At 67.3% G+C, this 20118-nt stretch carries 21 protein-coding genes; 9 read left to right on the top strand and 12 right to left on the bottom strand.

Going from position 1 to position 20118, the window contains the following annotated elements:
- Positions 1-77 precede the first annotated feature (77 nt).
- Together AC57B5_RS15825 and AC57B5_RS15820 are read right to left on the bottom strand one after the other, a co-directional pair.
- Positions 78-320 carry a hypothetical protein gene (locus tag AC57B5_RS15825; protein WP_123694200.1) on the bottom strand — a complete coding sequence of 81 codons (243 nt, stop codon included), beginning with the start codon at positions 318-320 and terminating at the stop codon, positions 78-80.
- A 251-nt stretch (positions 321-571) separates the two neighbouring features.
- Positions 572-2446, bottom strand: a complete 1875-nt coding sequence (locus tag AC57B5_RS15820; RefSeq protein ID WP_496400117.1) for a lysoplasmalogenase family protein — start codon at positions 2444-2446, stop codon at positions 572-574.
- Positions 2447-2685: 239 nt separating this feature from the next.
- Between AC57B5_RS15820 and AC57B5_RS15815 the strand changes: the two genes are divergently transcribed.
- The gene (locus tag AC57B5_RS15815) at positions 2686-3690 is read left to right on the top strand and encodes a Bug family tripartite tricarboxylate transporter substrate binding protein (RefSeq protein ID WP_496399890.1); all 1005 of its coding nucleotides are present in this window, start codon (positions 2686-2688) and stop codon (positions 3688-3690) included.
- A gap of 24 nt (positions 3691-3714) precedes the next feature.
- Here the strand turns inward: AC57B5_RS15815 and AC57B5_RS15810 are convergent, their stop codons facing one another.
- Together AC57B5_RS15810 and AC57B5_RS15805 are read right to left on the bottom strand one after the other, a co-directional pair.
- On the bottom strand, positions 3715-4356 hold the full coding sequence (locus tag AC57B5_RS15810; RefSeq protein ID WP_046988196.1) for a histidine phosphatase family protein: 642 nt from the start codon (positions 4354-4356) through the stop codon (positions 3715-3717).
- Positions 4357-4559: 203 nt separating this feature from the next.
- A complete protein-coding gene (locus AC57B5_RS15805) occupies positions 4560-5051 on the bottom strand; it encodes a YjjA family protein (protein ID WP_013804286.1) in 492 nt (163 codons plus the stop codon).
- 355 nt (positions 5052-5406) lie between these two features.
- Between AC57B5_RS15805 and AC57B5_RS15800 the strand changes: the two genes are divergently transcribed.
- Genes AC57B5_RS15800 through AC57B5_RS15785 form a run of 4 tightly spaced genes read left to right on the top strand, consistent with a single transcriptional unit; the run spans position 5407 to position 10630 of the window.
- Positions 5407-6999, top strand: coding sequence for an ABC transporter substrate-binding protein (locus tag AC57B5_RS15800; protein ID WP_099734726.1), 1593 nt, complete (start codon positions 5407-5409; stop codon positions 6997-6999).
- A gap of 6 nt (positions 7000-7005) precedes the next feature.
- Entirely contained in the window at positions 7006-7971 is a 966-nt protein-coding gene (locus tag AC57B5_RS15795) for an ABC transporter permease (protein WP_012203171.1), read from the top strand.
- Positions 7968-8906: an ABC transporter permease gene (locus AC57B5_RS15790; RefSeq protein WP_012203172.1), complete on the top strand. Its 939-nt coding sequence runs from the start codon at positions 7968-7970 to the stop codon at positions 8904-8906. Before AC57B5_RS15795 ends, AC57B5_RS15790 begins: the two co-directional genes overlap by 4 nt.
- Positions 8903-10630: a dipeptide ABC transporter ATP-binding protein gene (locus AC57B5_RS15785; protein ID WP_496399889.1), complete on the top strand. Its 1728-nt coding sequence runs from the start codon at positions 8903-8905 to the stop codon at positions 10628-10630. Before AC57B5_RS15790 ends, AC57B5_RS15785 begins: the two co-directional genes overlap by 4 nt.
- A 27-nt stretch (positions 10631-10657) precedes the next feature.
- On the opposite strand, the gene AC57B5_RS15780 is transcribed toward AC57B5_RS15785, so the two are convergent.
- The 6 genes from AC57B5_RS15780 to AC57B5_RS15755 all read right to left on the bottom strand — a co-directional run bounded on the left by AC57B5_RS15780 (position 10658) and on the right by AC57B5_RS15755 (position 14442).
- The gene (locus AC57B5_RS15780) at positions 10658-10981 is read right to left on the bottom strand and encodes a helix-turn-helix domain-containing transcriptional regulator (protein WP_012203174.1); all 324 of its coding nucleotides are present in this window, start codon (positions 10979-10981) and stop codon (positions 10658-10660) included.
- Positions 10978-11337, bottom strand: coding sequence for a type II toxin-antitoxin system RelE/ParE family toxin (locus AC57B5_RS15775; protein WP_496399888.1), 360 nt, complete (start codon positions 11335-11337; stop codon positions 10978-10980). The genes AC57B5_RS15780 and AC57B5_RS15775 overlap by 4 nt, the downstream gene beginning before the upstream one ends.
- Before the next feature lie 146 nt (positions 11338-11483).
- Positions 11484-12179, bottom strand: coding sequence for a DUF4136 domain-containing protein (locus AC57B5_RS15770; RefSeq protein WP_065345344.1), 696 nt, complete (start codon positions 12177-12179; stop codon positions 11484-11486).
- A 77-nt stretch (positions 12180-12256) separates the two neighbouring features.
- The gene (gene ttcA, locus AC57B5_RS15765; RefSeq protein ID WP_013804282.1) at positions 12257-13249 is read right to left on the bottom strand and encodes a tRNA 2-thiocytidine(32) synthetase TtcA; all 993 of its coding nucleotides are present in this window, start codon (positions 13247-13249) and stop codon (positions 12257-12259) included.
- Complete coding sequence (locus tag AC57B5_RS15760; protein ID WP_013804281.1) at positions 13243-13614, bottom strand: dihydroneopterin aldolase; 372 nt, start codon at positions 13612-13614, stop codon at positions 13243-13245. Before AC57B5_RS15760 ends, ttcA begins: the two co-directional genes overlap by 7 nt.
- A 42-nt stretch (positions 13615-13656) precedes the next feature.
- Positions 13657-14442 carry an SDR family oxidoreductase gene (locus AC57B5_RS15755; RefSeq protein ID WP_012203180.1) on the bottom strand — a complete coding sequence of 262 codons (786 nt, stop codon included), beginning with the start codon at positions 14440-14442 and terminating at the stop codon, positions 13657-13659.
- Positions 14443-14558: 116 nt separating this feature from the next.
- Between AC57B5_RS15755 and AC57B5_RS15750 the strand changes: the two genes are divergently transcribed.
- The gene (locus tag AC57B5_RS15750; protein WP_097203798.1) at positions 14559-15572 is read left to right on the top strand and encodes a class I SAM-dependent methyltransferase; all 1014 of its coding nucleotides are present in this window, start codon (positions 14559-14561) and stop codon (positions 15570-15572) included.
- A 27-nt stretch (positions 15573-15599) separates the two neighbouring features.
- On the opposite strand, the gene AC57B5_RS15745 is transcribed toward AC57B5_RS15750, so the two are convergent.
- On the bottom strand, positions 15600-16496 hold the full coding sequence (locus tag AC57B5_RS15745) for a hypothetical protein (RefSeq protein ID WP_496399887.1): 897 nt from the start codon (positions 16494-16496) through the stop codon (positions 15600-15602).
- 145 nt (positions 16497-16641) lie between these two features.
- Here AC57B5_RS15745 and AC57B5_RS15740 point away from each other — a divergent pair, with 145 nt between their 5' ends.
- Together AC57B5_RS15740 and trxC are read left to right on the top strand one after the other, a co-directional pair.
- Positions 16642-16836 carry a DUF2905 domain-containing protein gene (locus tag AC57B5_RS15740; RefSeq protein WP_012203183.1) on the top strand — a complete coding sequence of 65 codons (195 nt, stop codon included), beginning with the start codon at positions 16642-16644 and terminating at the stop codon, positions 16834-16836.
- A gap of 74 nt (positions 16837-16910) precedes the next feature.
- On the top strand, positions 16911-17345 hold the full coding sequence (trxC, locus tag AC57B5_RS15735; protein ID WP_065345346.1) for a thioredoxin TrxC: 435 nt from the start codon (positions 16911-16913) through the stop codon (positions 17343-17345).
- A 43-nt stretch (positions 17346-17388) separates the two neighbouring features.
- Here trxC and AC57B5_RS15730 read toward each other — a convergent pair whose 3' ends face one another.
- Complete coding sequence (locus tag AC57B5_RS15730; RefSeq protein ID WP_012203185.1) at positions 17389-18072, bottom strand: response regulator transcription factor; 684 nt, start codon at positions 18070-18072, stop codon at positions 17389-17391.
- Between the two features lie 68 nt (positions 18073-18140).
- Here AC57B5_RS15730 and AC57B5_RS15725 point away from each other — a divergent pair, with 68 nt between their 5' ends.
- Positions 18141-20093 (top strand): sensor histidine kinase, encoded by a 1953-nt coding sequence (locus AC57B5_RS15725; RefSeq protein WP_496399886.1) that lies wholly within the window; start codon positions 18141-18143, stop codon positions 20091-20093.
- The last annotated feature ends 25 nt before the right edge of the window (positions 20094-20118 follow it).

The raw sequence follows: 20118 nt of genomic DNA, 5'->3' as shown, positions 1-20118 counted from the left end.
GGGCAAGATCGACTCGGATCGGGGTCCATGGGGGAGCTCCTTTCTGACGATGGGGCGGACAAGGCTGCGGCGCGCGTTCAGCGCGGCTGCAGGCTCAGAAAGCTGCGGATGCGGTGCGTGGGCCAGTGGGTCTGCAGGTCCAGGTGCATGGCGTGCTCCATGGCCGAAGGGGCCTGGGCTTGCATCTGTGCCTGTGCCTGTGCCTTGGCCTGCATTGCTGCCTGGGAGGCAGCCACGCGCGTGCCGGTGGCGCCGGGGCAGGGCGCGGCAGTGGCAGGCTGCAGGCGTTGCATTGCGGGGCGGACGAACGGTGTGGACATGGCTTTCTCCTTGGCGAACCAGGAAGACCGCCGTAGGCAGGGCCGTCAAGCAGCGTGGGCCGGGCGCTGCTCGATGGCAGCCACACGGGCACGCGGTCAGTGATCAACAGCCATTGGAATCTTCGGTGCAGGAGCGGCGTGCCTGATGCAGGCCAGGCGCCACTGCAGCGCCAGGCGGCGCGAAGATCCAAGGGGAAACGCAGCAATGGATGGAAGCCGACCGACATGGCCGCTCCCATCACAGGAGTCGGTCAGTCAGCCAGCAGCGAAGCCATTGCGGCGCGCTGTTTGTCACTGGTTGAACTGGCACTGTCCACGGAGGACTCCTGAAAATGCGATCCCTCGATTGTGCCTTGCGAGCTGCTTCGGGTCAACCCTGATGTCGATGCGCCACGGGCCAGCCAGCCCTGCACGATCAGCAGTTGCGCCGTGTAGTAGGTGGACAGCACGCCGGCTTGCGCGCCGTCGAAGGGCTGCACAAATCGGTTGATGGCCAGCAGCGAGTCGCTGGCCATGAAGAAGCAGGCACCCATGGCCACCTGCCAGGCCGCCTTGCCGCCCAGATGCCGCGCGCGGCCCAGGGCCTGGGCCACCATCAGCGCAATGACCAGCACATAGGCGGCCACGGGCAGGCGCAGCGCGGCGGGCAGGCCGCCCTGCCAGAGCACGGCATACATGCCCGCGCCCAGGGCCAGCGTGGCGGCCAGCGAGGGCCGGTGTGCAAACCAGGGGGCGTCCTGGCGCAGCAGCACGATATAGGCCAGGTGGGCCAGCAGAAAGCTGGCAAGGCCCGGGATGAACAGATCGGGCAGCATCAGGAACACGTCGCCCGCCAGGGATGCCGCCAGTGCCGCGGCCAGCCAGCAGGCGCCGCGCGCGGGTTTCGCCAGTGCCGAGAAGGCCGTGCTGCCGCGCCACAGCTGCATGACGGCGATCAGCGCAAAGACCATGGTCAGCGGCTTGAACAGCCAGTGCCAGTGCAGCATGTCCAGCGCGGCGGTGGCGGTGGCCAGTGCGCCGGCCTCGATGGCCAGTGCCAGCCACAGGCTGATGCGACCCTGCATGGCTGCGCCCAGCGCCCATTGGCAGGCCAGCAGCACGGCAAACCACAGTGCATTGCGGGCCGTCGAGGACTGGTCGGCATGCCAGAGAAACAGCGACACTCCGGCGATCAGCGCCACGAACTGCAGTCCCGCAAACCAGCGCAGGCCGCGCTCCATCCCCGGTGCGTAGAGCACGCGGTGCGCGTCCAGGTCGAAGGCCGGCCTGGGAAAGCGCTGCGCCACATCGGCAGGGCGCCATCCGGGCGGCTTGAGCCAGACGCGCAGCTTGTCGCTCCAGCGCCGCGCATGCCAGCTGTCATGGATGAGTTGCCGGTACACCACGGCGTTGGCCCACAGCGGGTCCCAGCTTTGCAGCAGGCCGCGCGTGCCGTAGACACAGGGCTCGCTGTCGTCCTCGGGCTTGAAGGTGCCGAACATGCGGTCCCAGACGATGAGGATGCCGCCGTAGTTCCTGTCCAGGTAGGCGTCGTTGACGGCGTGGTGCACGCGGTGGTTGCTGGGCGCGCAGAACCAGCGGTCGAACCAGCCCAGGCGCCGCACCTGCTCGGTATGGACCCAGAACTGGTAGAGCAGATCGATCAGGCCCACGATGGCAAACACCAGCGGCGGCACGCCGGCCAGCGCCATGGGCAGGTAGAACAGCCAGCCCAGCAGCGCGCCCGAGCTGGTCTGGCGCAGCGCCGTCGACAGGTTGTAGTCCTGGCTCTGGTGGTGCACGGCGTGGGCTGCCCACAGCACGGCCACCTCATGGCCCATGCGATGCAGCCAGTAGTAGCAGAAGTCGTAGAGCAGCAGGGCCAGCAGCCAGCCGGGAATGCTGGTCCAGAAGGCATCGTTGCGCCACAGCGCCAGGTGCTCGAAGGCCAGCGTGTACAGGCCCACGCGCAGCAGCGTGGTGAAGACGGCGCTGGTCTGGCTGAGCATGCCCAGGCTGATGGAGCTGACGGCATCGGCCAGCCGGTAGGCATTGCGCCCGCGCCACAGGCTCACGCCCCATTCCAGCGCGATCAGCAGCAAAAAGGCCGGCGTGGCGAAGACGATGATTTGGCTGGGTGAGGGCATCATGGCCTGCCAATTCTGGACAGGGCCGTTGTGCGGCGCCTTAGGCGTGAACCCTAGGACACGGAATCACAAGGGTTGAAACGGATTGCAATAAATGGGGCTTCATGGCAAGCGCATGGCAGGAAAATTGTGCCCTATGGCAGAATCGCCCGCTTTCCACGCGCTGGACGTGCTTGCCCTGCAGGCCATCGCCAGCCCGCACCGCCTTTGCCGGCATGCGCCTTGCATGCCCAAGCCCCATGCCCCTGTCCCGCCGCTCCCTGCTATCGGCTGCCGCCTCACTGGCTGCGGCCCTTGCCGCTGCACCCGCCGCCCATGCCGCGCCGGGCGCGGGCAAGCCCTGGCCGGCAGCCGGGCCCATCACCCTGATCGTGCCCTTTGGCGCAGGCAGCGATGTGGACGCCACCGCACGGCTGATCGCCGAAAAGCTGGGTGCGCGGCTGCACCAGTCGGTGGTGGTGGACAACGTGCCGGCCTCCGGCGGCGTGCTGGGCGTGAGCAAGGTGGCTCGCTCGCACGCCGATGGCTATACGCTGCTGCTGGGCTTTGACGGGCCGGTGAGCATTGCGCAACTGGTGAACTCCTCCGTGCGCTATGACGCCGAGCGTGATCTGGCGCCCGTGGGCCTGATTACGGTGGCGCCCATGGTGATCGTTGCCCGCCCTGGCCTGCCGGTGCACAACCTCAACGAGCTGATCAGCATGGCCCGCGCCCGGCCCGGCGCGCTGACCTATGCCACGCCGGGCGTGGGCACGGTGCTGCACCTGGCCATGGAGCGATTGCAGGAACGCGCCCGCATCCGCCTGGTCCATGTGCCCTATCGCGGCGTGGCCCAGGTGACCAGCGAGGTCATGGGCGGCCAGGTCGATCTGGGCATTCTGATGACCACCGGCGCCACGCCGCTGGTGCAACAGAAAAAGCTGGAAGGCGTGGGCGTGACCTCGGCACAGCGCATCGACGTGATTCCCGAGGTGATGAGCTTTGCGGAGGCGCCCGATCTGAAGGGCTTCGAGCTGGAAGCCTGGACCGGCCTGTTCGCCCCCGCCCGCACGCCCGAACCCGTGGTGAGCCGCCTGGCCGCCGAACTGGCCGAGGTGCTGAAGCTGCCCGAGGTCCGCAAGCGCCTGCAGGACAGTGGCGCCACGCCCGGCTCGGGCACGCCGGCCACGTTCGCCCAGTTCCTGAAAAAGGAAAAGGCGAGTTACACGCAGATCGTCAAGTCCGCCAATATCCAGGTGGAATGAGGGACTGCGCTGCAGTGCGGGCGTTCAGCTGAAAACCTCGTCGCGCGCACCGCCTTCCAGGTGCTGCACATCGCCCCAGCCGACCAGGCCCAGGCCCTGGGGCGTCCACAGCAGGCGGTTGATGGCCGCGTTGCCCAGCGCCCAGGTGCGCGGCGCCTGCACTTCCTGGTGCGTGGCCAGGCGGTAGAGCACATCCATCACGCCGCCATGCGCCACGATCACGATCTGCTCGCCGGGATGGCCACTGGCCAGCCGGTTCACCGTGGCCGAGATGCGGTCGCGCAGCATCAGCAGCGACTCACCGCCGCCAGCGGGCACGAACTCGGGATCGCGCTTGCGCCAGCGCAGCGCATCTTCCGGGTGGGACGCCTCGATATCGTTGAAGGTCTGGCCCTCGAAGCTGCCGAAGCAGCGCTCGCGCAGGCCCTTGTCGGCCGTCAGCGATGCGCCCGTGGTCGCGGCCACGGCCTCGGCCGTGACATAGGCACGCAGAAGGTCGCTGCTGTAGATGGCGGCCACCGGCTCACCCGCCAGGGCCTTGCCGGCCTGGGCGGCCTGCCAAAGTCCCATGTCGTTCAGAGGAATGTCCAGATGGCCCTGGATGCGGGCGTCCACATTCCAGGCGGTTTCTCCGTGGCGGATGGCAATGATGCGCGTGGCTTGCATGAGGGGCTGGCGTGGGGTGCTGCAAAAAGAGCAGGCATTGTCCCGCAAGCCAGGCAAGCCTGCATCGCGCGCCACCGTTGAAACTGGCGCGGCCCAACTCAGGGACGCCGAGCAAGAGCCGCCTCGCGGCGGGGGCGCCCAGCCGAAGGCGTCGTCCCCCTCCGCGAAGCGAGAAGGGGGAAGCGGCGCAGCCACTCAGGGGGTCAGATCAGCGATTTTGCGTTGTTCAGCACGAAATCGCAGGCCTTTTCCTTGAGGTCGCCCTTGAGCTTGTCGATGCTGAAGCTCTTGCCGTTGGAGCCGGTGACCAGGCCGCCCAGGCCGTTCTGGAATCCCGTGTCCTTGGGCTCTTCCTGCTTTTGCATGCCCAGCTTGCCCAGCAACTGGTCCTTGACCTGGGCCGCCTTGTCGGCATTGAGGTAGTTGTTCTTCATGCAGTAGGAGATGACGCCTGCCGCATTGCCGGCCGTGGCCGAGGGGCTCAGGCCCAGTGCGGACAGCGCACCCGCACCGCCCGCCCCCGCACCCAGCATGCCGCCGAGGCCGGAGCCGGCGCCTTCGCTGCTGGCGGCGGCCTTGTCACCGCCAAGGCCCGAGGCCTGGCGCAGCGAGTCTCCCAGGCCCGACGCCTGGGCAGGCAGGGCGCCCAGGCCCAGCATGGCGCACAGCAGTGCGCTGGCAATGGATGTCTTCATGGATGCTTCCTTTCCGCGGCAACCCGCAGGCTCGATACAGGGCCTGAAATTAGCACGCCGTGCGGCGCAGACCTGTGCCCGATTGCAAACCTTTGCCAGAGTGGGCCGTGGCGGTCTTTCGCGTTTTCACTAGCTGTCAAAGCCGTTGGCCTGTCCATGATGGCCGCACGCCAATGGCGGGCCGCAGGCGACGGGCTTGTTATTTGGAAATGGCTTTTAAGTATAAAAATCAATTCAACAAGCTGTAAAAGTTATTTACAGTGGGGCGCACCTATATGGCCCGCTTCTTGCGGCGCCCGGGCTGCTGCGTCGCATGACCGCCGCCCTTCCAATCAATCCACAGGGGAGCAGACAAATGATCATGAAGATTCTGGGCAGTTCTTTGCTGGCCGCAGGCCTGTTGACCTCGGCCGCGCTGGCCCAGGCCGAGACCGTGCGCTGGGCGCGCGGCTCCGATCCGACTTCGCTGGACCCGCATGCCTTCAACGTGGGCACCAATTTCGTGCTGCTGCACCAGATCTACGAAACCCTGGTCATCCGCTCGGCCGACGGCAAGCTGGTGCCCACGCTGGCCACCTCGTGGAAGATGACCTCCGACCCGTCGGTCTGGGAGTTCAAGCTGCGTCCCAACGTCAAGTTCCATGACGGCACGCCGTTCACGGCGCGCGACGTGGTCTTCTCGCTGAACCGCGCCAAGGGCGAGAACGCCCAGGTCAAGTCCCTGCTGTCCTCGATGGAGGAGGCCAAGGCCGTGGACGATCTCACGGTGCAGGTGAAGACCAAGGGCCCGAACCTGATCTTCCCCGACAACCTGACCAACCTCTTCATCATGAGCGAGAAGTGGTCCAAGGCCAACGGCGCCGAGACCACGCAGGACACGGCCAGCAAGACCGAGAACGGCGCCACGCGCGCGGCCAACGGCACGGGCGCCTATGTGCTGGCCAGCCGCGAGGTCGATTCGAGGACGGTGATGAAGCTCAACCCCGACTACTGGGGCAAGGGCCAGTTCCCGCTGCAGGTGACCGAGCTGATCTACCTGCCCATCAAATCCCCGGCCACGCGCGTGGCGGCCCTGCTGTCGGGCGAGGTGGACTTCGCCCAGGACATTCCCGCGCAGGACGTGGCGCGCCTGAAGCAGGACAAGCGCCTGCGCATCAATGAAGGCCCCGAGAACCGCTCCATCTTCCTGGGCCTGAACGTGGGCGCGGCCGAGCTCAAGAGCAGCAACGTCAAGGGCAAGAATCCGCTGGCCGATCCCAAGGTGCGCCAGGCCATCGAGCTGGCCATCGACCGCGATGCGATCAAGCGCTCGGTGATGCGCGGCCTGTCGATTCCCACGGGCGTGATCGCGCCGTCGTTCGTCAACGGCTACGACAAGGCCTTTGCGGCCTATCCCAAGGCGGATGCCGCCAAGGCCAAGCAGCTGCTGGCCGAGGCGGGCTACCCCAACGGCTTCACCATCACGCTGAATACGCCCAATGACCGCTATGTGAACGACGAGGCCATTGCCACGGCGGTGGCAGGCTTCCTGGGCCGCATCGGCATCAAGACCGAAGTCTCGGCCCGGCCGATCGCCATGCACAGCGTGTCGCTGACCAAGGCGGACAGCGACTTCTACCTGTACGGCTGGGGCGTGCCCACCTATGACTCGGCCTACATCTTCGACTTCCTGGTGCACACGCGCGGCAAGGACAGCCGTGGCGCGCAGAACGCGACGCACTACAGCAATGCCGATGTGGATGCCAAGATCCTGTCCCTGTCCTCGGAGAGCGACAAGGCAAAGCGCGATGCCACCATCAAGAGCATCTGGGAGACCGTGCAAAAGGAGCGCTTCTACATTGCGCTGCATGACCAGGTGATCCACTTCGCGTCCGTGCCCCGGATCAATGTGCCCGTGCACCCGGACAACGCGCTGCACTTCAAGTTCGTCAAGTTCGAGAAGAAGTAAGCACCGATGCTGGTCCATCTGCTGCGCCGGCTGGGCCAGTCCGCCCTGGTCCTGCTGGCCGTTTCCTTTGTCTCGTTCATGGTGTTCCGCCATATCGGCGATCCCACGATCAGCCTGCTGGGCGAGGACGCGACGGTTGCCGAGCGCGAGGCGCTGACGGAAAGCCTGGGCTTCAACAAGCCCGTGCCCCTGCAGTACCTGGGCTACGTGGGCAAGGTGCTGCAGGGCGACCTGGGCATCTCCTACCGGCTCAAGCGCCCCGTGACCGAGATCATTGCCGAGCGCCTGCCCGCCACGCTGGAGCTGGCGATGACGGCGGCGCTGTTCGCCCTGGTCATCGGCGTGGCGCTGGGCGTGTACACGGCCATACGGCGAGAGGGCTGGCTGAGCCGCTCGATCATGACGGTGTCGCTGGTGGGCGTGTCCCTGCCCACCTTCCTGATCGGCATCGCCCTGATCTACCTGTTTGCCGTGGAGCTGCGCTGGCTGCCGTCCTTCGGGCGCGGCGAGACGGTGAAGCTGGGCGGCTGGGAGACCGGGCTGCTGACGGCTTCGGGCTGGTCGGCGCTGATCCTGCCGGCCATCACGCTGGGCTTCTACAACATGACGCTGATCATGCGCCTGGTGCGCGCCGAGATGCTGGAGGTGCTGCGCGCCGACTACATGCGTTTCGGCCGTGCGCGCGGGCTGCGCGAGCGCGACCTGTACTTCGGCCATGCGCTGCGCAATACCCTGATTCCCGTGATCACCATCGCGGGCCTGCAGATCGGCTCGCTGATCGCCTTTGCCATCGTCACCGAGACCGTGTTCCAGTGGCCCGGCGTGGGCCTGCTGTTCATCTCCTCCATCCAGGGCGTGGACGTGCCGCTGATCGCCGCCTACCTGATGTTCATCGCGCTGCTGTACGTGGGCATCAACCTGCTCGTCGATTTCCTGTACGTGATCGTGGACCCCCGCTTGAGAAACCGATGACCGATTCCGCCAAACAAGCAATCCCTCCCACGGGCTGGCGCGCCAGCGACTCGCCGGTCAAGCGCGCCTTTGCACGCTCGCGCCTGGTGCAGGCGGCGGCGCTGGTGCTGGCGCTGATCGTGGCGGCCACGCTGCTGTCGCCCTGGCTGGCCTGGCAGAACCCCTTCGATCCGGCCAATCTGGACCTGATGGATGCCTTCACGCCGCCGGGCCAGGCGGGCACCAGCGGCACGCTGTACGCGCTGGGCTCGGACGACCAGGGCCGCGATGTGTGGAGCGCCATCCTCTACGGGCTGCGCATGTCGGTGCTGGTGGGCGTGTCGGCCGTGGGGCTGTCCCTGCTGATCGGCGTGCCGCTGGGCCTGGTCTGCGGCTATGCGGGCGGCTGGTTCGACACGCTGATGATGCGCATCGCCGATGTGCAGCTGACCTTTCCCGTGATCCTGGTGGCGCTGCTGGTCTTCGGCATCGCACGCGGCCTGCTGCCCGAGGGCTACCGCGACGACATGGCGGTCTTCGTGATCATCGTGGCCATCGGCCTGTCCGACTGGGTGCAGTACGCACGCACCGTGCGCGGCGCGGTGATGGTGGAAAAGCACAAGGACTACGTGCTGGCGGCCCAGCTCATTGGCCGCAGCCGCGTGGCCATCCTGGTGCGCCACATCCTGCCCAACCTGCTGGCGCCCATCCTGGTCATCGCCACCATCAGCTTCGCGCATGCCATCGTGGCCGAGTCCACGCTGTCCTACCTGGGCGTGGGCCTGCCGCCCACCCAGCCCTCGCTGGGCACGCTGATCCGCATCGGCCAGGGCTTCCTGTTCTCGGGCGAGTGGTGGATATTGCTGTTCCCCTCGCTGGTGCTGCTGGCGCTGGCGCTGTCCGTCAACCTCGTCGGCGACTGGCTGCGCGACGCACTGAACCCCAAGCTGCAATGAGCACGACACAAGAACCCGGGCAGCCCCCTGCACAGCCTGCGGTGCTGAGCGTTCGCGGCCTGTCCGTCACCTTCGACACCTACAAGGGCCCCGTGCAGGTGCTGGACGATGTGTCCTTCGACATCGCGCCCGGCGAGATCCTGGGCGTGGTCGGCGAGTCGGGCGCGGGCAAGTCCATGACGGGCGCCGCCGTGATCGGCCTGATCGAGCTGCCGGGCCGCATCTCGGCCGGCACGGTGCAGCTGCGCGGCGAGCGCATCGACACGCTGCGCGGCGAGGACCTGCGGCGCATACGCGGCCGGCGCATAGGCTCCATCTTCCAGGACCCGCTGACCAGCCTGAACCCGGTCTACACCGTGGGCTGGCACCTGGTGGAGACCATCCGCACGCACCTGCCCGTCTCCGAGAAAGAGGCCGAGGCGCGCGCGCTGGCCCTGCTCGAAGAGGTGGAGATCCCGCAGGCGCGCGAGCGCATGGCCCAGTATCCGCACCAGTTCTCGGGCGGCATGCGCCAGCGCGTGGCCATCGCCCTGGCGCTGTGCGCCGAGCCCGAGCTCATCATTGCCGACGAGCCCACCACGGCGCTGGACGTATCCGTGCAGGCGCAGATCATTGCCCTGCTGCGCCGCGTGTGCAAGGAGCGCGGCGCGGCCGCCATGCTGATCACGCACGACATGGGCGTCATTGCCGAGACGGCCGACCGCGTCATGGTCATGTACCAGGGCCGCGTGCTGGAAACCGGCCCCGTGCGCCAGGTGCTGGACGCACCGCAGCAGCCCTACACCCAGGTGCTGATGGGCGCCATTCCCAGCGTGCACCACCGCGTGCAGCGCCTGCCCGTGCCCGAGGTGGGCGGCGGCCCGGCCGCGCCCGCCGTGCCCTGGCAGCCCGCGGCCGGAGCGCAGGAGCCCGCGGCTGCCCTGCTGGAGGTCAGGGATCTGTGCAAGGAGTTCGACCTGTCCAGTGGCTGGCTGGCCCGGCTGCTGGCGCGCGAGGACAAAAAGATCCTCAAGGCCGTGGACGGCGTCGGCTTCTCCATCCGCAGGGGCTCCACCTTCGGCCTGGTCGGTGAGTCCGGTTCGGGCAAATCCACGGTGGCGCGCATGGTGGCCGGGCTGACGCCGCCCACCAGCGGCACCGTGCTGTTCGACGGCGTGGACAAGTGGAGCCCGGCCGCCCAGACCGTGGCCATGCGCCGACGCTTCCAGATGATCTTCCAGGACCCGTATGCCAGCCTGAACCCGCGCTGGACCGTGCAGGAACTGATTGCCGAGCCCCTGCAGGTGCTGGCCCTCACGGCCGGCAAGGACGAGACGGCCGAGCGCGTGCAGGAGGCGCTGCGCCGCGTGCGCATGAAGCCCGACGATGCGCGCAAGTACCCGCACCAGTTCTCGGGCGGGCAGCGCCAGCGCATCGCCATCGCGCGCGCCCTGGCCAGCCGGCCCGAATTCATCATCTGCGACGAGCCCACCTCGGCGCTGGACGTCTCGGTCCAGGCCCAGGTGCTCAACCTCATGCGCGACCTGCAGGAGGAGTTCGGCCTGACCTATCTGCTCATCAGCCACAACCTGGCCGTGATCCGCCACATGTGCGACGACATCGGCGTCATGCAGCGCGGCCGCCTGGTCGAGACCGGCGAGGCCGGCGCCGTGCTCGATGCACCGCAGCATGCGTACACGCGTGCGCTGATGGCTGCCGTGCCGGATATGGAGCATGTGCACTGAGGCGGGTGCACTGCCATGGCCTGGCGTTCAGGTCGCGGCAACGACCCGCACGTCGAACCGGACCTGAAGCCAGTTCTTGATGGCGGCAAAGATGGCGGCAAGATTGTCCATGCTGGGGTTGCCTTTCGGCGATAGCATCCGGTGCAGGCTCTTGCTCGGCTTGTGCGTGAGGTCTGCCAGCGTCTCGAATCCCACCGTTGCGTTGACGAGATCGCGCAGGACGAGGCGTGCCGTTTCTGGCTCACCGCTCAGAAAAAGAGTGGCCGCCTCATCAAGCAGCGCCTGTGCGAAAGCAGGGTCGCGCTCAATGCGCTGAATGACCGTTTGTTTGAAATCGCGGGTGAGCGTCATGCCTTCGTTCCTTTTTTGGCATTGTCCGAGGGGCGTTGCTTCTTGCGAGCCTTGTATTCGCTGTGCAGGGCCTCGGCTTCGTCGATGGCCTTCTGCTGGCCCTTTTTCGTGCTGCCCCCGAACAGGATGATCAATCTTTCCCCGTCCTTGGCGAGATAGATGCGGTAGCCCGGGCCCCAGTCGAGCTTGTATTCGCCAATACCCCGGAACCATTCGATATTGGAGGTGTTGCCCAACTCCATGCGGGCCATGGCGACGGCCACCTTGGCGGCCGCCTGGCCATCCAGCCCGTTGAACCATGTCTGGTACGCGCTGCTGCCGTCTTCGCGGATGTACTCCTGGAGCTGGATTCGCATGGACTGGATGGTAACTTATGAGTTACCAATGCTGCAAGGCGCTGTCCACATGACTTACAGCGTTCTCATGTTCCCAGGAACGAATGACAGCGATGGACCCAAAAAAGGCCTGCGGATGCAGGCCTTTGCTTCTGAGACACGATGGCTTACCGAGCGGGTGCTGGCGTGGCCGGTGCTGCCTGCGCTGCAGGCGCCCCCTGGGCCGGCGGCTGCGCCGGCGCGCCACCCTGCTGCACCGGACCGATGGTGGTGCGCACCACGCGCGAGCCCTTGGGCGGGTTGGGGAAGCCGGTCAGGGCGGCGTCGAACAGGATGCCGAAGATGGCCGGGTCGTCGGTCCACACATCCTGGCGCTGGGCCGAGGTCTCGTAGACGATCTGCTGCGTGGTGGCGTTGCGCATCACGATGCTGACGGCGCGGTAGTACTCCAGCGGCGGGCCGTCGAACATGAAGCTGCCGCCAAAGCCCATGCCCCAGCCGCGCCCGTAGCCCACGCCCCAACCCCAGCGCGGGCCGCCCCAGCGGTCGTAGTAGGGCCAGGCGGCGTAGTCGCGCGCATAGCGTGCGTCGGCACCGATCTGCACGATCAGGCTGGCCCGGGAGTCGTCGCGCTGCAGGCCCACGCGGCCCAGGGCCTGCTGGGCCTGGGATTCGATGGCCGCGAAATGCGTCTGCGCCTCGCGTTGCGAGGGCAGCACTTCCAGGCGGTAGGTGGGCGGCGCGGGCAGGGCGCCGAGCGTGGAATAGCTCTGGACGGTGCTCTGGACTTCGCGCACGCTGGCGCAGCCCGTAAGCAAGGCCGTGGCCACGATGGCCAGGACATGGATGCAGCGCAGCTTCATGGTGTACTCCTTGGTCGAAAAAAGGCCCGTTTGCACGGGCCTTGGTTGGAGTGGGGCGATTGTTATAGGTTCAGCCGTCAGGACGACAGTTGTACCACCTGCAGGCCGGGCAGTGATGCGGAGACGGGCATCTCTTCATGGTCGAAGGCCATGTCGCCATTGGGGTCGGCAATGCCGGTGGCCTTGGCGTTCTTGAAGTCGTGCAGTTCGGGGTCCATCATGTGCGTGGTCACGATGTGGCCCATGGCGCGGAACATGCTTTCCACGCGGCCCGGGAATTTCTTGTCCCATTCGCGCAGCAGCTCGCCCACGGCCACGCGCTGCAGGCCGTCCTGGCTGCCGCAGAGGTTGCAGGGGATGATGGGGAAGTTCTGGTACTGGGCCCAGCGGACGGTGTCCTTCTCGGGCACGTAGCACAGCGGGCGGATCACCACATGCTTGCCGTCGTCCGAGACCAGCTTCGGGGGCATGCCCTTCATGCGGCCGCCGTAGAACATGTTGAGCATCAGCGTCTGCACGATGTCGTCGCGGTGATGGCCCAGGGCCACCTTGGTGCAGCCCAGCTCGTCGGCCACCTTGTACAGGATGGCGCGGCGCAGGCGCGAGCACAGGCCGCAGGTGGTCTTGCCCTCGGGCACGACGCGCTTGACCACGCTGTAGGTGTCCTGCGTTTCGATGTGGTAGTCCACGCCGATGCTCTTGAAGTACTCGGGCAGCACATGGTCGGGAAAACCGGGCTGCTTCTGGTCGAGGTTCACCGCCACCAGCTCGAATTTGACGGGCGCGCGCTTTTGCAGCTTGCGCAGCACGTCCAGCATCGTGTAGCTGTCCTTGCCGCCCGACATGCAGACCATGATCTTGTCGCCTTCCTCGATCATGTTGAAGTCGGTGATGGCGCGGCCCACCTCGCGGCACAGGCGCTTTTCCAGCTTGACCTGCTCGCGCTCGATCTTGATGCGGTTGCCGTTCGCGGTATGGGCTTGGGCATCCGCATCGGCGGCGGCGGTTTCGGGGGCGGCTTCTTCGGCCAGCCAGGGGTTGTCGGTCACTGCATTCATGGGGTTCACCATTGTCCGGTTTCTATGCGAATGGCCACTTCGCAGTCTTCAAAGATTTCCAGCTTGGCGATTTTCACGCGCACGCCCAGCACGCCGGGCAGCTGCATCAGGCGCTGGGCCAGCTTGCCGATCAGGCTCTCCAGCAGGTTCACATGCTCGGCCGTGCATTCATCGATGATGATCTGGCGCACCTTGCGGTAGTCCAGCACATGCAGGATGTCGTCGTCGCGCGGCGCCAGCGGTTGGGTGCCCAGGCTCAGCTCGGCATCGACCTGGATGGGCTGGGGCATCTGTTTTTCGTGGGCGAGGATGCCCAGGTTGGCGTCGAAGCGCAAACCCGTGAGCGTCAGGATCTGTTGTCCGGTGGCGGAGTGCATGGGGAAAAGCCGTGGAGTGTTTGGGGTGGCGCGCGCAGGCGCCTACATCATGGAAAAGTCGCGCTCGAAGCGCTGCAGGTGCTGGCCGCCATCGACCAGCAAGGTGGTGCCGGTGATGGACTGGTTGTCCAGCGCAAAGCACACGGTGGCGGCCACGTCGGCCGCGCTGGACGAGCGGCCCAGCGGGCTGAGGCGGTGCAGCGACTCGAAGCGCTCCTGGCTCAGCATGTGGCTGGTCAGCGTCAGGCCCGGGGCCACGCCGACGACGCGCACGCGCGGGGCCAGCGCCAGCGCCAGCATGGTGCCGGCGGCCTCGAGAGCCGCCTTGGACAGCGTATAGCTGAGGAAATCGGGGTTCTGGTTCCAGAGCTTCTGGTCCAGCATGTTGATCACGGCGCCGCTGGCATGCTCCTCGCCGGCCGCCACGCGGTCCTCGATATGGGCATGCAGCGCCTGGGCCAGCAGGATGGGCGCGCCGGTGTTGCTGCGCAGGTGGGCTTCCAGGGCCACGTAGCTGAAGCTGCCGGCATCGTCATGCTCGAACAGCGAGGCGTTGTTGACCACGGCATCCAGGTGGCCGAAGTGCGCCACGGCGCGCGGCACCAGGGAGCGCACCGAGTCCTCGTTGAAGAAATCGGCATCCAGGGCGGCGCTGTCGCCGGCCAGTTCAGCGCAGGCGGCGGCCGTCTCCAGCGCCTCGTCGTGCGAGTCGCGGTAGTGCACGGCCACTTGCCAGCCGGCGCTGGCAAGCGCGAGCGCGATGTCGCGCCCCAGGCGGCGGGCCGCGCCGGTCACCAAAACGGTGCGTGTTCGGGCAGGTGTGGACATTCGAGGACAATGTACGGATCGTGACGACAGAACCCTCAATTTTAACGGCCGCCCTGCAATCCCGTGTTGCGCAAGAGATTGCGTCCTCTGGAGGCTGGCTGGCTTTCGACCGTTTCATGGCCCTGGCACTGTACGAGCCGGGCCTGGGCTACTACGCCAATGACACCGCCAAGTTCGGGCTGATGCCATCGTCGGGCAGCGATTTCGTGACCGCGCCCGAGATGTCCCCGGTCTTCGGCCAGCTGCTGGCCGCCCAGGTGGCCGAGGCGCTGCAGCGCACGCATACCCGCGAAGTCTGGGAGTTTGGTGCCGGCACGGGCGCGCTGGCGCTGCAGGTGCTGGACGAGCTGGCCGCCCTGGGCGTGCGGCCGGACCGCTACACCATCGTCGATCTGTCGGGCACGCTGCGTGCGCGCCAGCAGCTCAGGCTGGTGAAGTACGAAGGACTGGTGCACTGGGCCGATGCCTTGCCCGAGCGGCTCGAAGGCGTGGTCATCGGCAACGAGGTGCTGGATGCCATGCCCGTGCAACTGCTGGTGCGCAAGGCAGGTGTCTGGCACGAGCGCGGCGTGGTGCTGCAGCCGGACGGCAGCCTGGGCTGGGAAGACCGGCCCACGCAGCTGCGCCCGCCCATGGAGATCGAGGGCGAGCACGACTACCTGACCGAGATCCATCCGCAGGGCGAGGCCTTCATCCGCACGCTGGGCGAGCGCATGGCGCGGGGCGCTGCCTTCTTCATCGACTACGGCTTCGGCGAGTCCGAGTACTTCCACCCGCAGCGCCACATGGGCACCCTGGTCTGCCACCGCCTGCACAAGGTGGACGACGACCCGCTGGCCGAGGTCGGCCTCAAGGACATCACGGCCCATGTGAACTTCACGGGCACGGCCGTGGCCGCGCAGGAGGCGGGCTTCGAGGTGCTGGGCTATACCTCGCAGGCCCACTTCCTCATCAACTGCGGCCTGGGACCCAAGCTCGACGCCCTGGCCCAGGGCCCGCGCGCCATGGCCACCAAACTGATGATGGAGCACGAGATGGGCGAGCTGTTCAAGGTCATCGGCCTGGCCAAGGGCGTGGAGCCCTGGGACGCCATGGGCTTTGTGCGCGGCGACCGCACGCACCGCCTGTAGCCGCCGGCCTGAGCTCCGCCCCGGGCCTCAGCGCTGGACGCTGCGGCCGTTGCTCACCTCGTAGGTCGTCTGGTCCTTGAGGTTGATGCGGTAGATCTCGCGCGTGACGTTGCCCGAGAAACCCAGCTCCACGATGGACAGGTTCTCGAACGTGGTCGTGAAGCCGCCGGGCAGGATGCGGTTCAGGCGCGCGGCGGTCTCGCCCATGGCGCGCTCGATCTCGGGCGTGAAGGTGGCTTCGCTGTAGACCAGGGTGTTGTGCGGGTTGTGGCTGCGCACCTCCTTGCCGGCCTGCACCTGGTTGATGCCGCTGACGCCCACGCTTTGCACCATGGCCTTGGCCGAATCGTTCATGCGGGCATAGACGGGCCCCGTCACGCGCGGCAGCGGGCCGTCGCGCAGCGGTGCCATGGCGGCGGTGGCGCGGGTGTTGAAGTCCATCATGGCCTCGTAGGCCGGGCCGGACTTGACGATGCCCAGGTCCAGCCACCACGGCTTGCCGGCGCCCTTGGCGGCCTCGGTGGTGTAGAAATTCTTCAGGTGTACGTCCTGCAGCACGGGCGGCAATGCCGGCAGGGCGGCCAGCATCTTGCGCGGCGTGGTCGGGTCGGCGCTGTGGATATGCACCACGGTGACATGGGGCAGGTTGAAGGTGTTGGCCTCGGCCACCAGCTTCAGGCGCAGCAACTGTTCGTGCACCACGGGCGTGACCTGGCTGTCCATGATGGCCGTGGCATCGGCCGGCAGGCGGTAGACCAGGCCATAGGTGGCCTGGTGGGCGCGGAAATCGCTGCGCTGCAGGGCGCTGTTGTCGATGGCGCCCGACGCTGCGGCTGCCGTGGTGGGGGCCGGAGCGCTGGCGCAGGCTGCCAGCAGGGCGGCAGGCAGGATGGCGAGAAGAAGGCGCCTGGATGTGTGTTGCATGGTGGGTTTGTCTTGTTGCGGCATGGAGCCATGGAAGAAGGGGGCTTGTCGCGAATGGTCCCGAAGCCTCCCGCCACGGGACTTTCCCAATGTAGGACGCCCATGTGTCCCGCCCATGACGCGCCGCCGCCGTACACTCGGCGCCATGATCCGCTGGCTCCTCGTCATCTTCCTGGCCCTGCTGCTGTTCAATGGCCTGCACGCCTGGCTGGAGCGCATAGGCCTGGGCCGCCTGCCGGGCGACTTCCGCTTTCGCCTGTTCGGCCGCGTGATTTTTCTGCCCATTGCCAGCACCGTGTTGCTCAGCGTGATTGCCGCCCTGATCGCCAAGCTGGTCTGAGCATGGCTTGAAGCACGGGCGCGCCGCCCGTATATGCAGGCATTGCCCCATGACTTCCGAACAAGAGGCCGCCCATGTCCGACAAGCTGCATTTCGTCTGCCCCCATTGCCACACCACCAACCGCATTGCGGCCGACCAGCTCGGCAGCGCGCCTGACTGCGGCAGCTGCCACCAGCCGCTGGTCACCGGCCAGCCCGTGGCGCTGGATGCGCAAAGCTTTGCCAGGCATGTGGGGCGCAGCCAGGCGCCGGTGGTGGTCGATTTCTGGGCGCCCTGGTGCGGCCCCTGCCGCATGATGGCGCCGGCCTTCGAGCAGGCGGCGCAGGCGCTGGCGCCCGGCGTGCAGCTGGCCAAGCTCGATACCGAAGCCCATCCCCAGGCTGCTGCGCCCTACAACATCCGCAGCATCCCGACCATGGTGGTGTTCAAGGAAGGGCGCGAGATCGCCCGTGTCTCCGGCGCTTTGCCGGCCGGCGAGATCGTGCGCTGGGTGCGTTCGGTCGTCTGATTTCTCTGCGGGTCCCCAAGGCCGGGCGCTTTCAAGCCCGCCCTCAGGCCTGCACTTCGCCCGGCTGGTAGAAGCAATAGCCGCTGTTGCGCAGCGTCTTGACGGGTAGTTGCTGGCCGCTGGCCTCCTCCACCTTGCGGCGCAGCCGGCGCATCTGGGTGTCCAGGCGGCGCTGGTCGTAGACCAGGTAGTCGCCGCCCAGGGCCTGCACGATCTTTCGGCGGCTCACCTCGGTGCCTGCCTGGCCCATGAGGCACTGCAGCACCAGCAGGTCCTGCTGGGAGAGCGCGACCGGCGGGGCCGATGGGGGCAGCAGGCGGCTCGGACCCAGCTGCAACAGCCAGCGCGCCTGGCGCTGCTGCAGGCCCAGGCGGCGCACCAGCGCGGCCAGCGTGGCCTCCAGCTCGTCCAGATCACAGCCTTTGCCCAGGTAATGGTCGGCTCCGTTTTCCAGGCCGTCGATGCGGTTGGCGCTGGTGTTGTGCGCGCTGAACACGATGATGCCCAGTTGCTGGCCCTGCTGGCGCAGGCGCTGGATCAGGGCTAGGCCGCTGCCATCGGGCAGGCCGATGTCGATGATGGCCAGACGGTGGCGCCGGGCGTCGAAGTGGCGGTCGAACTCCTGCAGGCTGGCAACGCATTGCGGCGCGTAGCCCAGGCCCTCCAGGAATTCACCCAGTTCATGGCGCAGCACGGGCTCGTCTTCGAGCAGGATCACATCAAGCATGGGGGAAGGGGGCTGAGCGGCGAGGCCGGGAGGCTGGTGTACGCTGGCGGCCCTGTGGTGGACCTCCGATGCGATATTACCGTGCAACCCTCCTGCTGCTGGCCTGGCTGCTGTGTCCGCTGCTGACCCAGGCCCAGGCGCTCCTGCTGAACCCCGATGTGCCCATGCTGGAGACCGCCGGTCAGTGGCAGCGGCTCGATGACGCCGCTGGCCTGCTCGACGCCGGGCAGGCCGACGCCGCCCCCGGATGGCAGCCGCTGCCCGGTCACCTGAACGCCAGTTTCACGCAGGCGGCGGTCTGGCTGCGCATGCCGCTGCAGGTGGAGCAGCCCGGCAGCTGGATGCTGCTGCTGGGCAATGCCCTGCTGGACGAGGTGGAGGTCCACGTGCGCAGATCCGGTGGCCCCTGGCAGCTGCTGGGGCGCAGCGGCGAAGAAGTGCCGCGCCACGCCTGGCCGGTGGACTACCGCAGTCCGGCATTCCAGTTCGAGCCCCCTGCTGCCGGGTCTTACGAGTTGCTGGTGCGCCTGCGCGCGCGCAACGCGCTCGTCACCCGCATCGATCTGTGGCAGCGACTGGCGTTCGACAACCACACGCGGCGCGAGGCCCTGTCGTTCGGCCTGTATTTCGGGCTGTACCTGCTGTTGATCGGCGTGCAGCTGGTGTTCTGGCTGGGCACGCGGGCGCCCTTGAGCGGCCTGTTCCTGGCCTATCTCAGTGTCTGCGTGCTCAATGAGGTGGTATCGCTGGGGCTGGTGCAGCAGCTGACGGGCCTGCCCGGGTTCTGGAGCGACCGCCTGCTGGGATGCGGCATTGCCGCCGCCCTGGCGATCTCCATACAACTGGCCTGCAGGCAGCTGGACCTGGCGTCGCTGTATCCGCGGCTGGTGCGCCAGATCGTGCCGCTGCTGTGGCTGTTCAGCCTGTGCTGCATGCTGCTGGTGGTGTCGGGGCACTACTCGGCGGGCATGGTCCCGGTGCAGGCCATGACCCTGCCGCTGACCCTGGGCTTTCTCGCGTTCGCCCTTTGGCTGTGGCGGCGCGGCCATGCCCCGGCGCGGTTCTTCATGCTGGCGTTCGGCATCTTCTATGCCGGCGTGCTGATCTCTTTCCTGCGCAACCTGGGCTGGCTGCCCATGAACGCGCTGACCGCGCTGGTGTCCACGCATGCGTCCGCGCTGGGCACCATGGCGCACATGCTGCTGCTCAGCGGCTGGATCATCGGCGGATACGAGCACAGGCGCCGCGTTCGAGAGCGAGAGCAGGTGCTGCTGGAGGCCGAGCTTGTGCAGCGCCAGTTGCGCGAGAGTGAACTCAGCGAGGCGCTGGTGCTGGAGCGCAGGGTCCGCCAGGAGCAGCGCGACTTTGTCGCCATGGTCTCGCACGAACTGCGCACACCGCTGGCCATCATCCTGACCAGTGCGCAGCAACTGGCGCGCAATCTGGCGGCACCGCCCGACAAGACGCTGGCACGCAGCCGCAACATCCGCGAAGCCGCCCAGCGCCTGCTGGCCCTGGTGGACGACTGCCTGGCCGACGACCGCATGGCCGACCCCCAGCCCCATGCCGAGCCACGCCTGCAGCCCTGCGACCTGCACGCGCTGGTGGATGGCTTGTGCCTGGACTTTGCGCCCGGCCGCATCGTCTGCCAGCTGGGCGGGGGCACGCAGCAACTGGTCACCGACGCCGGCCTGCTGCGCATCGCGCTGCGCAATCTGCTGGCCAATGCAGACCGCCACACGCCCGAGGGCGAATCGGTCCGCCTGGACGTGACCAGGCAGGACGAGGGTCTGGAGTTCCAGGTCTCGAACCCCTCCGAGCCCATTGCCCAGGCGGACCAGGACCAGTTGTTCGAAAGGTATCACCGTGGCCGCAACGCCCAGCACCGGCCCGGCGCCGGGCTGGGGCTGTACCTGGTGCGGCGCATCGCCGAGCGGCTGGGCGGCAGCGTGGCCTTGTTGACGGCAGGGGGCGAGCAGCCGGTGTGCCTGCGACTGGTCCTGCCCGTGGCGCGAGCCTGATTCCCGTGTGTGGCGGCCTTTGCGC

The sequence above is a fragment of the Delftia sp. BGA-UO-ETr-SB1 genome, from assembly GCF_059567865.1.
Note: the sequence above shows the minus strand (reverse complement) of the source record. Positions and strands in the feature narration are given on the sequence as shown.

Excerpts from the sequence above, each read along its gene's own strand:
- AC57B5_RS15825 (WP_123694200.1), bottom strand. The coding sequence starts at position 320 with ATGTCCACACCGTTCGTCCGCCCCGCAATGCAACGCCTGCAGCCTGCC.
- AC57B5_RS15820 (WP_496400117.1), bottom strand. The coding sequence starts at position 2,446 with ATGCCCTCACCCAGCCAAATCATCGTCTTCGCCACGCCGGCCTTTTTG.
- AC57B5_RS15815 (WP_496399890.1), top strand. The coding sequence starts at position 2,686 with ATGCCCCTGTCCCGCCGCTCCCTGCTATCGGCTGCCGCCTCACTGGCT.
- AC57B5_RS15810 (WP_046988196.1), bottom strand. The coding sequence starts at position 4,356 with ATGCAAGCCACGCGCATCATTGCCATCCGCCACGGAGAAACCGCCTGG.
- AC57B5_RS15805 (WP_013804286.1), bottom strand. The coding sequence starts at position 5,051 with ATGAAGACATCCATTGCCAGCGCACTGCTGTGCGCCATGCTGGGCCTG.
- AC57B5_RS15800 (WP_099734726.1), top strand. The coding sequence starts at position 5,407 with ATGATCATGAAGATTCTGGGCAGTTCTTTGCTGGCCGCAGGCCTGTTG.
- AC57B5_RS15795 (WP_012203171.1), top strand. The coding sequence starts at position 7,006 with ATGCTGGTCCATCTGCTGCGCCGGCTGGGCCAGTCCGCCCTGGTCCTG.
- AC57B5_RS15790 (WP_012203172.1), top strand. The coding sequence starts at position 7,968 with ATGACCGATTCCGCCAAACAAGCAATCCCTCCCACGGGCTGGCGCGCC.
- AC57B5_RS15785 (WP_496399889.1), top strand. The coding sequence starts at position 8,903 with ATGAGCACGACACAAGAACCCGGGCAGCCCCCTGCACAGCCTGCGGTG.
- AC57B5_RS15780 (WP_012203174.1), bottom strand. The coding sequence starts at position 10,981 with ATGACGCTCACCCGCGATTTCAAACAAACGGTCATTCAGCGCATTGAG.
- AC57B5_RS15775 (WP_496399888.1), bottom strand. The coding sequence starts at position 11,337 with ATGCGAATCCAGCTCCAGGAGTACATCCGCGAAGACGGCAGCAGCGCG.
- AC57B5_RS15770 (WP_065345344.1), bottom strand. The coding sequence starts at position 12,179 with ATGAAGCTGCGCTGCATCCATGTCCTGGCCATCGTGGCCACGGCCTTG.
- ttcA (WP_013804282.1), bottom strand. The coding sequence starts at position 13,249 with ATGGTGAACCCCATGAATGCAGTGACCGACAACCCCTGGCTGGCCGAA.
- AC57B5_RS15760 (WP_013804281.1), bottom strand. The coding sequence starts at position 13,614 with ATGCACTCCGCCACCGGACAACAGATCCTGACGCTCACGGGTTTGCGC.
- AC57B5_RS15755 (WP_012203180.1), bottom strand. The coding sequence starts at position 14,442 with ATGTCCACACCTGCCCGAACACGCACCGTTTTGGTGACCGGCGCGGCC.
- AC57B5_RS15750 (WP_097203798.1), top strand. The coding sequence starts at position 14,559 with ATGGCCCTGGCACTGTACGAGCCGGGCCTGGGCTACTACGCCAATGAC.
- AC57B5_RS15745 (WP_496399887.1), bottom strand. The coding sequence starts at position 16,496 with ATGCAACACACATCCAGGCGCCTTCTTCTCGCCATCCTGCCTGCCGCC.
- AC57B5_RS15740 (WP_012203183.1), top strand. The coding sequence starts at position 16,642 with ATGATCCGCTGGCTCCTCGTCATCTTCCTGGCCCTGCTGCTGTTCAAT.
- trxC (WP_065345346.1), top strand. The coding sequence starts at position 16,911 with ATGTCCGACAAGCTGCATTTCGTCTGCCCCCATTGCCACACCACCAAC.
- AC57B5_RS15730 (WP_012203185.1), bottom strand. The coding sequence starts at position 18,072 with ATGCTTGATGTGATCCTGCTCGAAGACGAGCCCGTGCTGCGCCATGAA.
- AC57B5_RS15725 (WP_496399886.1), top strand. The coding sequence starts at position 18,141 with ATGCGATATTACCGTGCAACCCTCCTGCTGCTGGCCTGGCTGCTGTGT.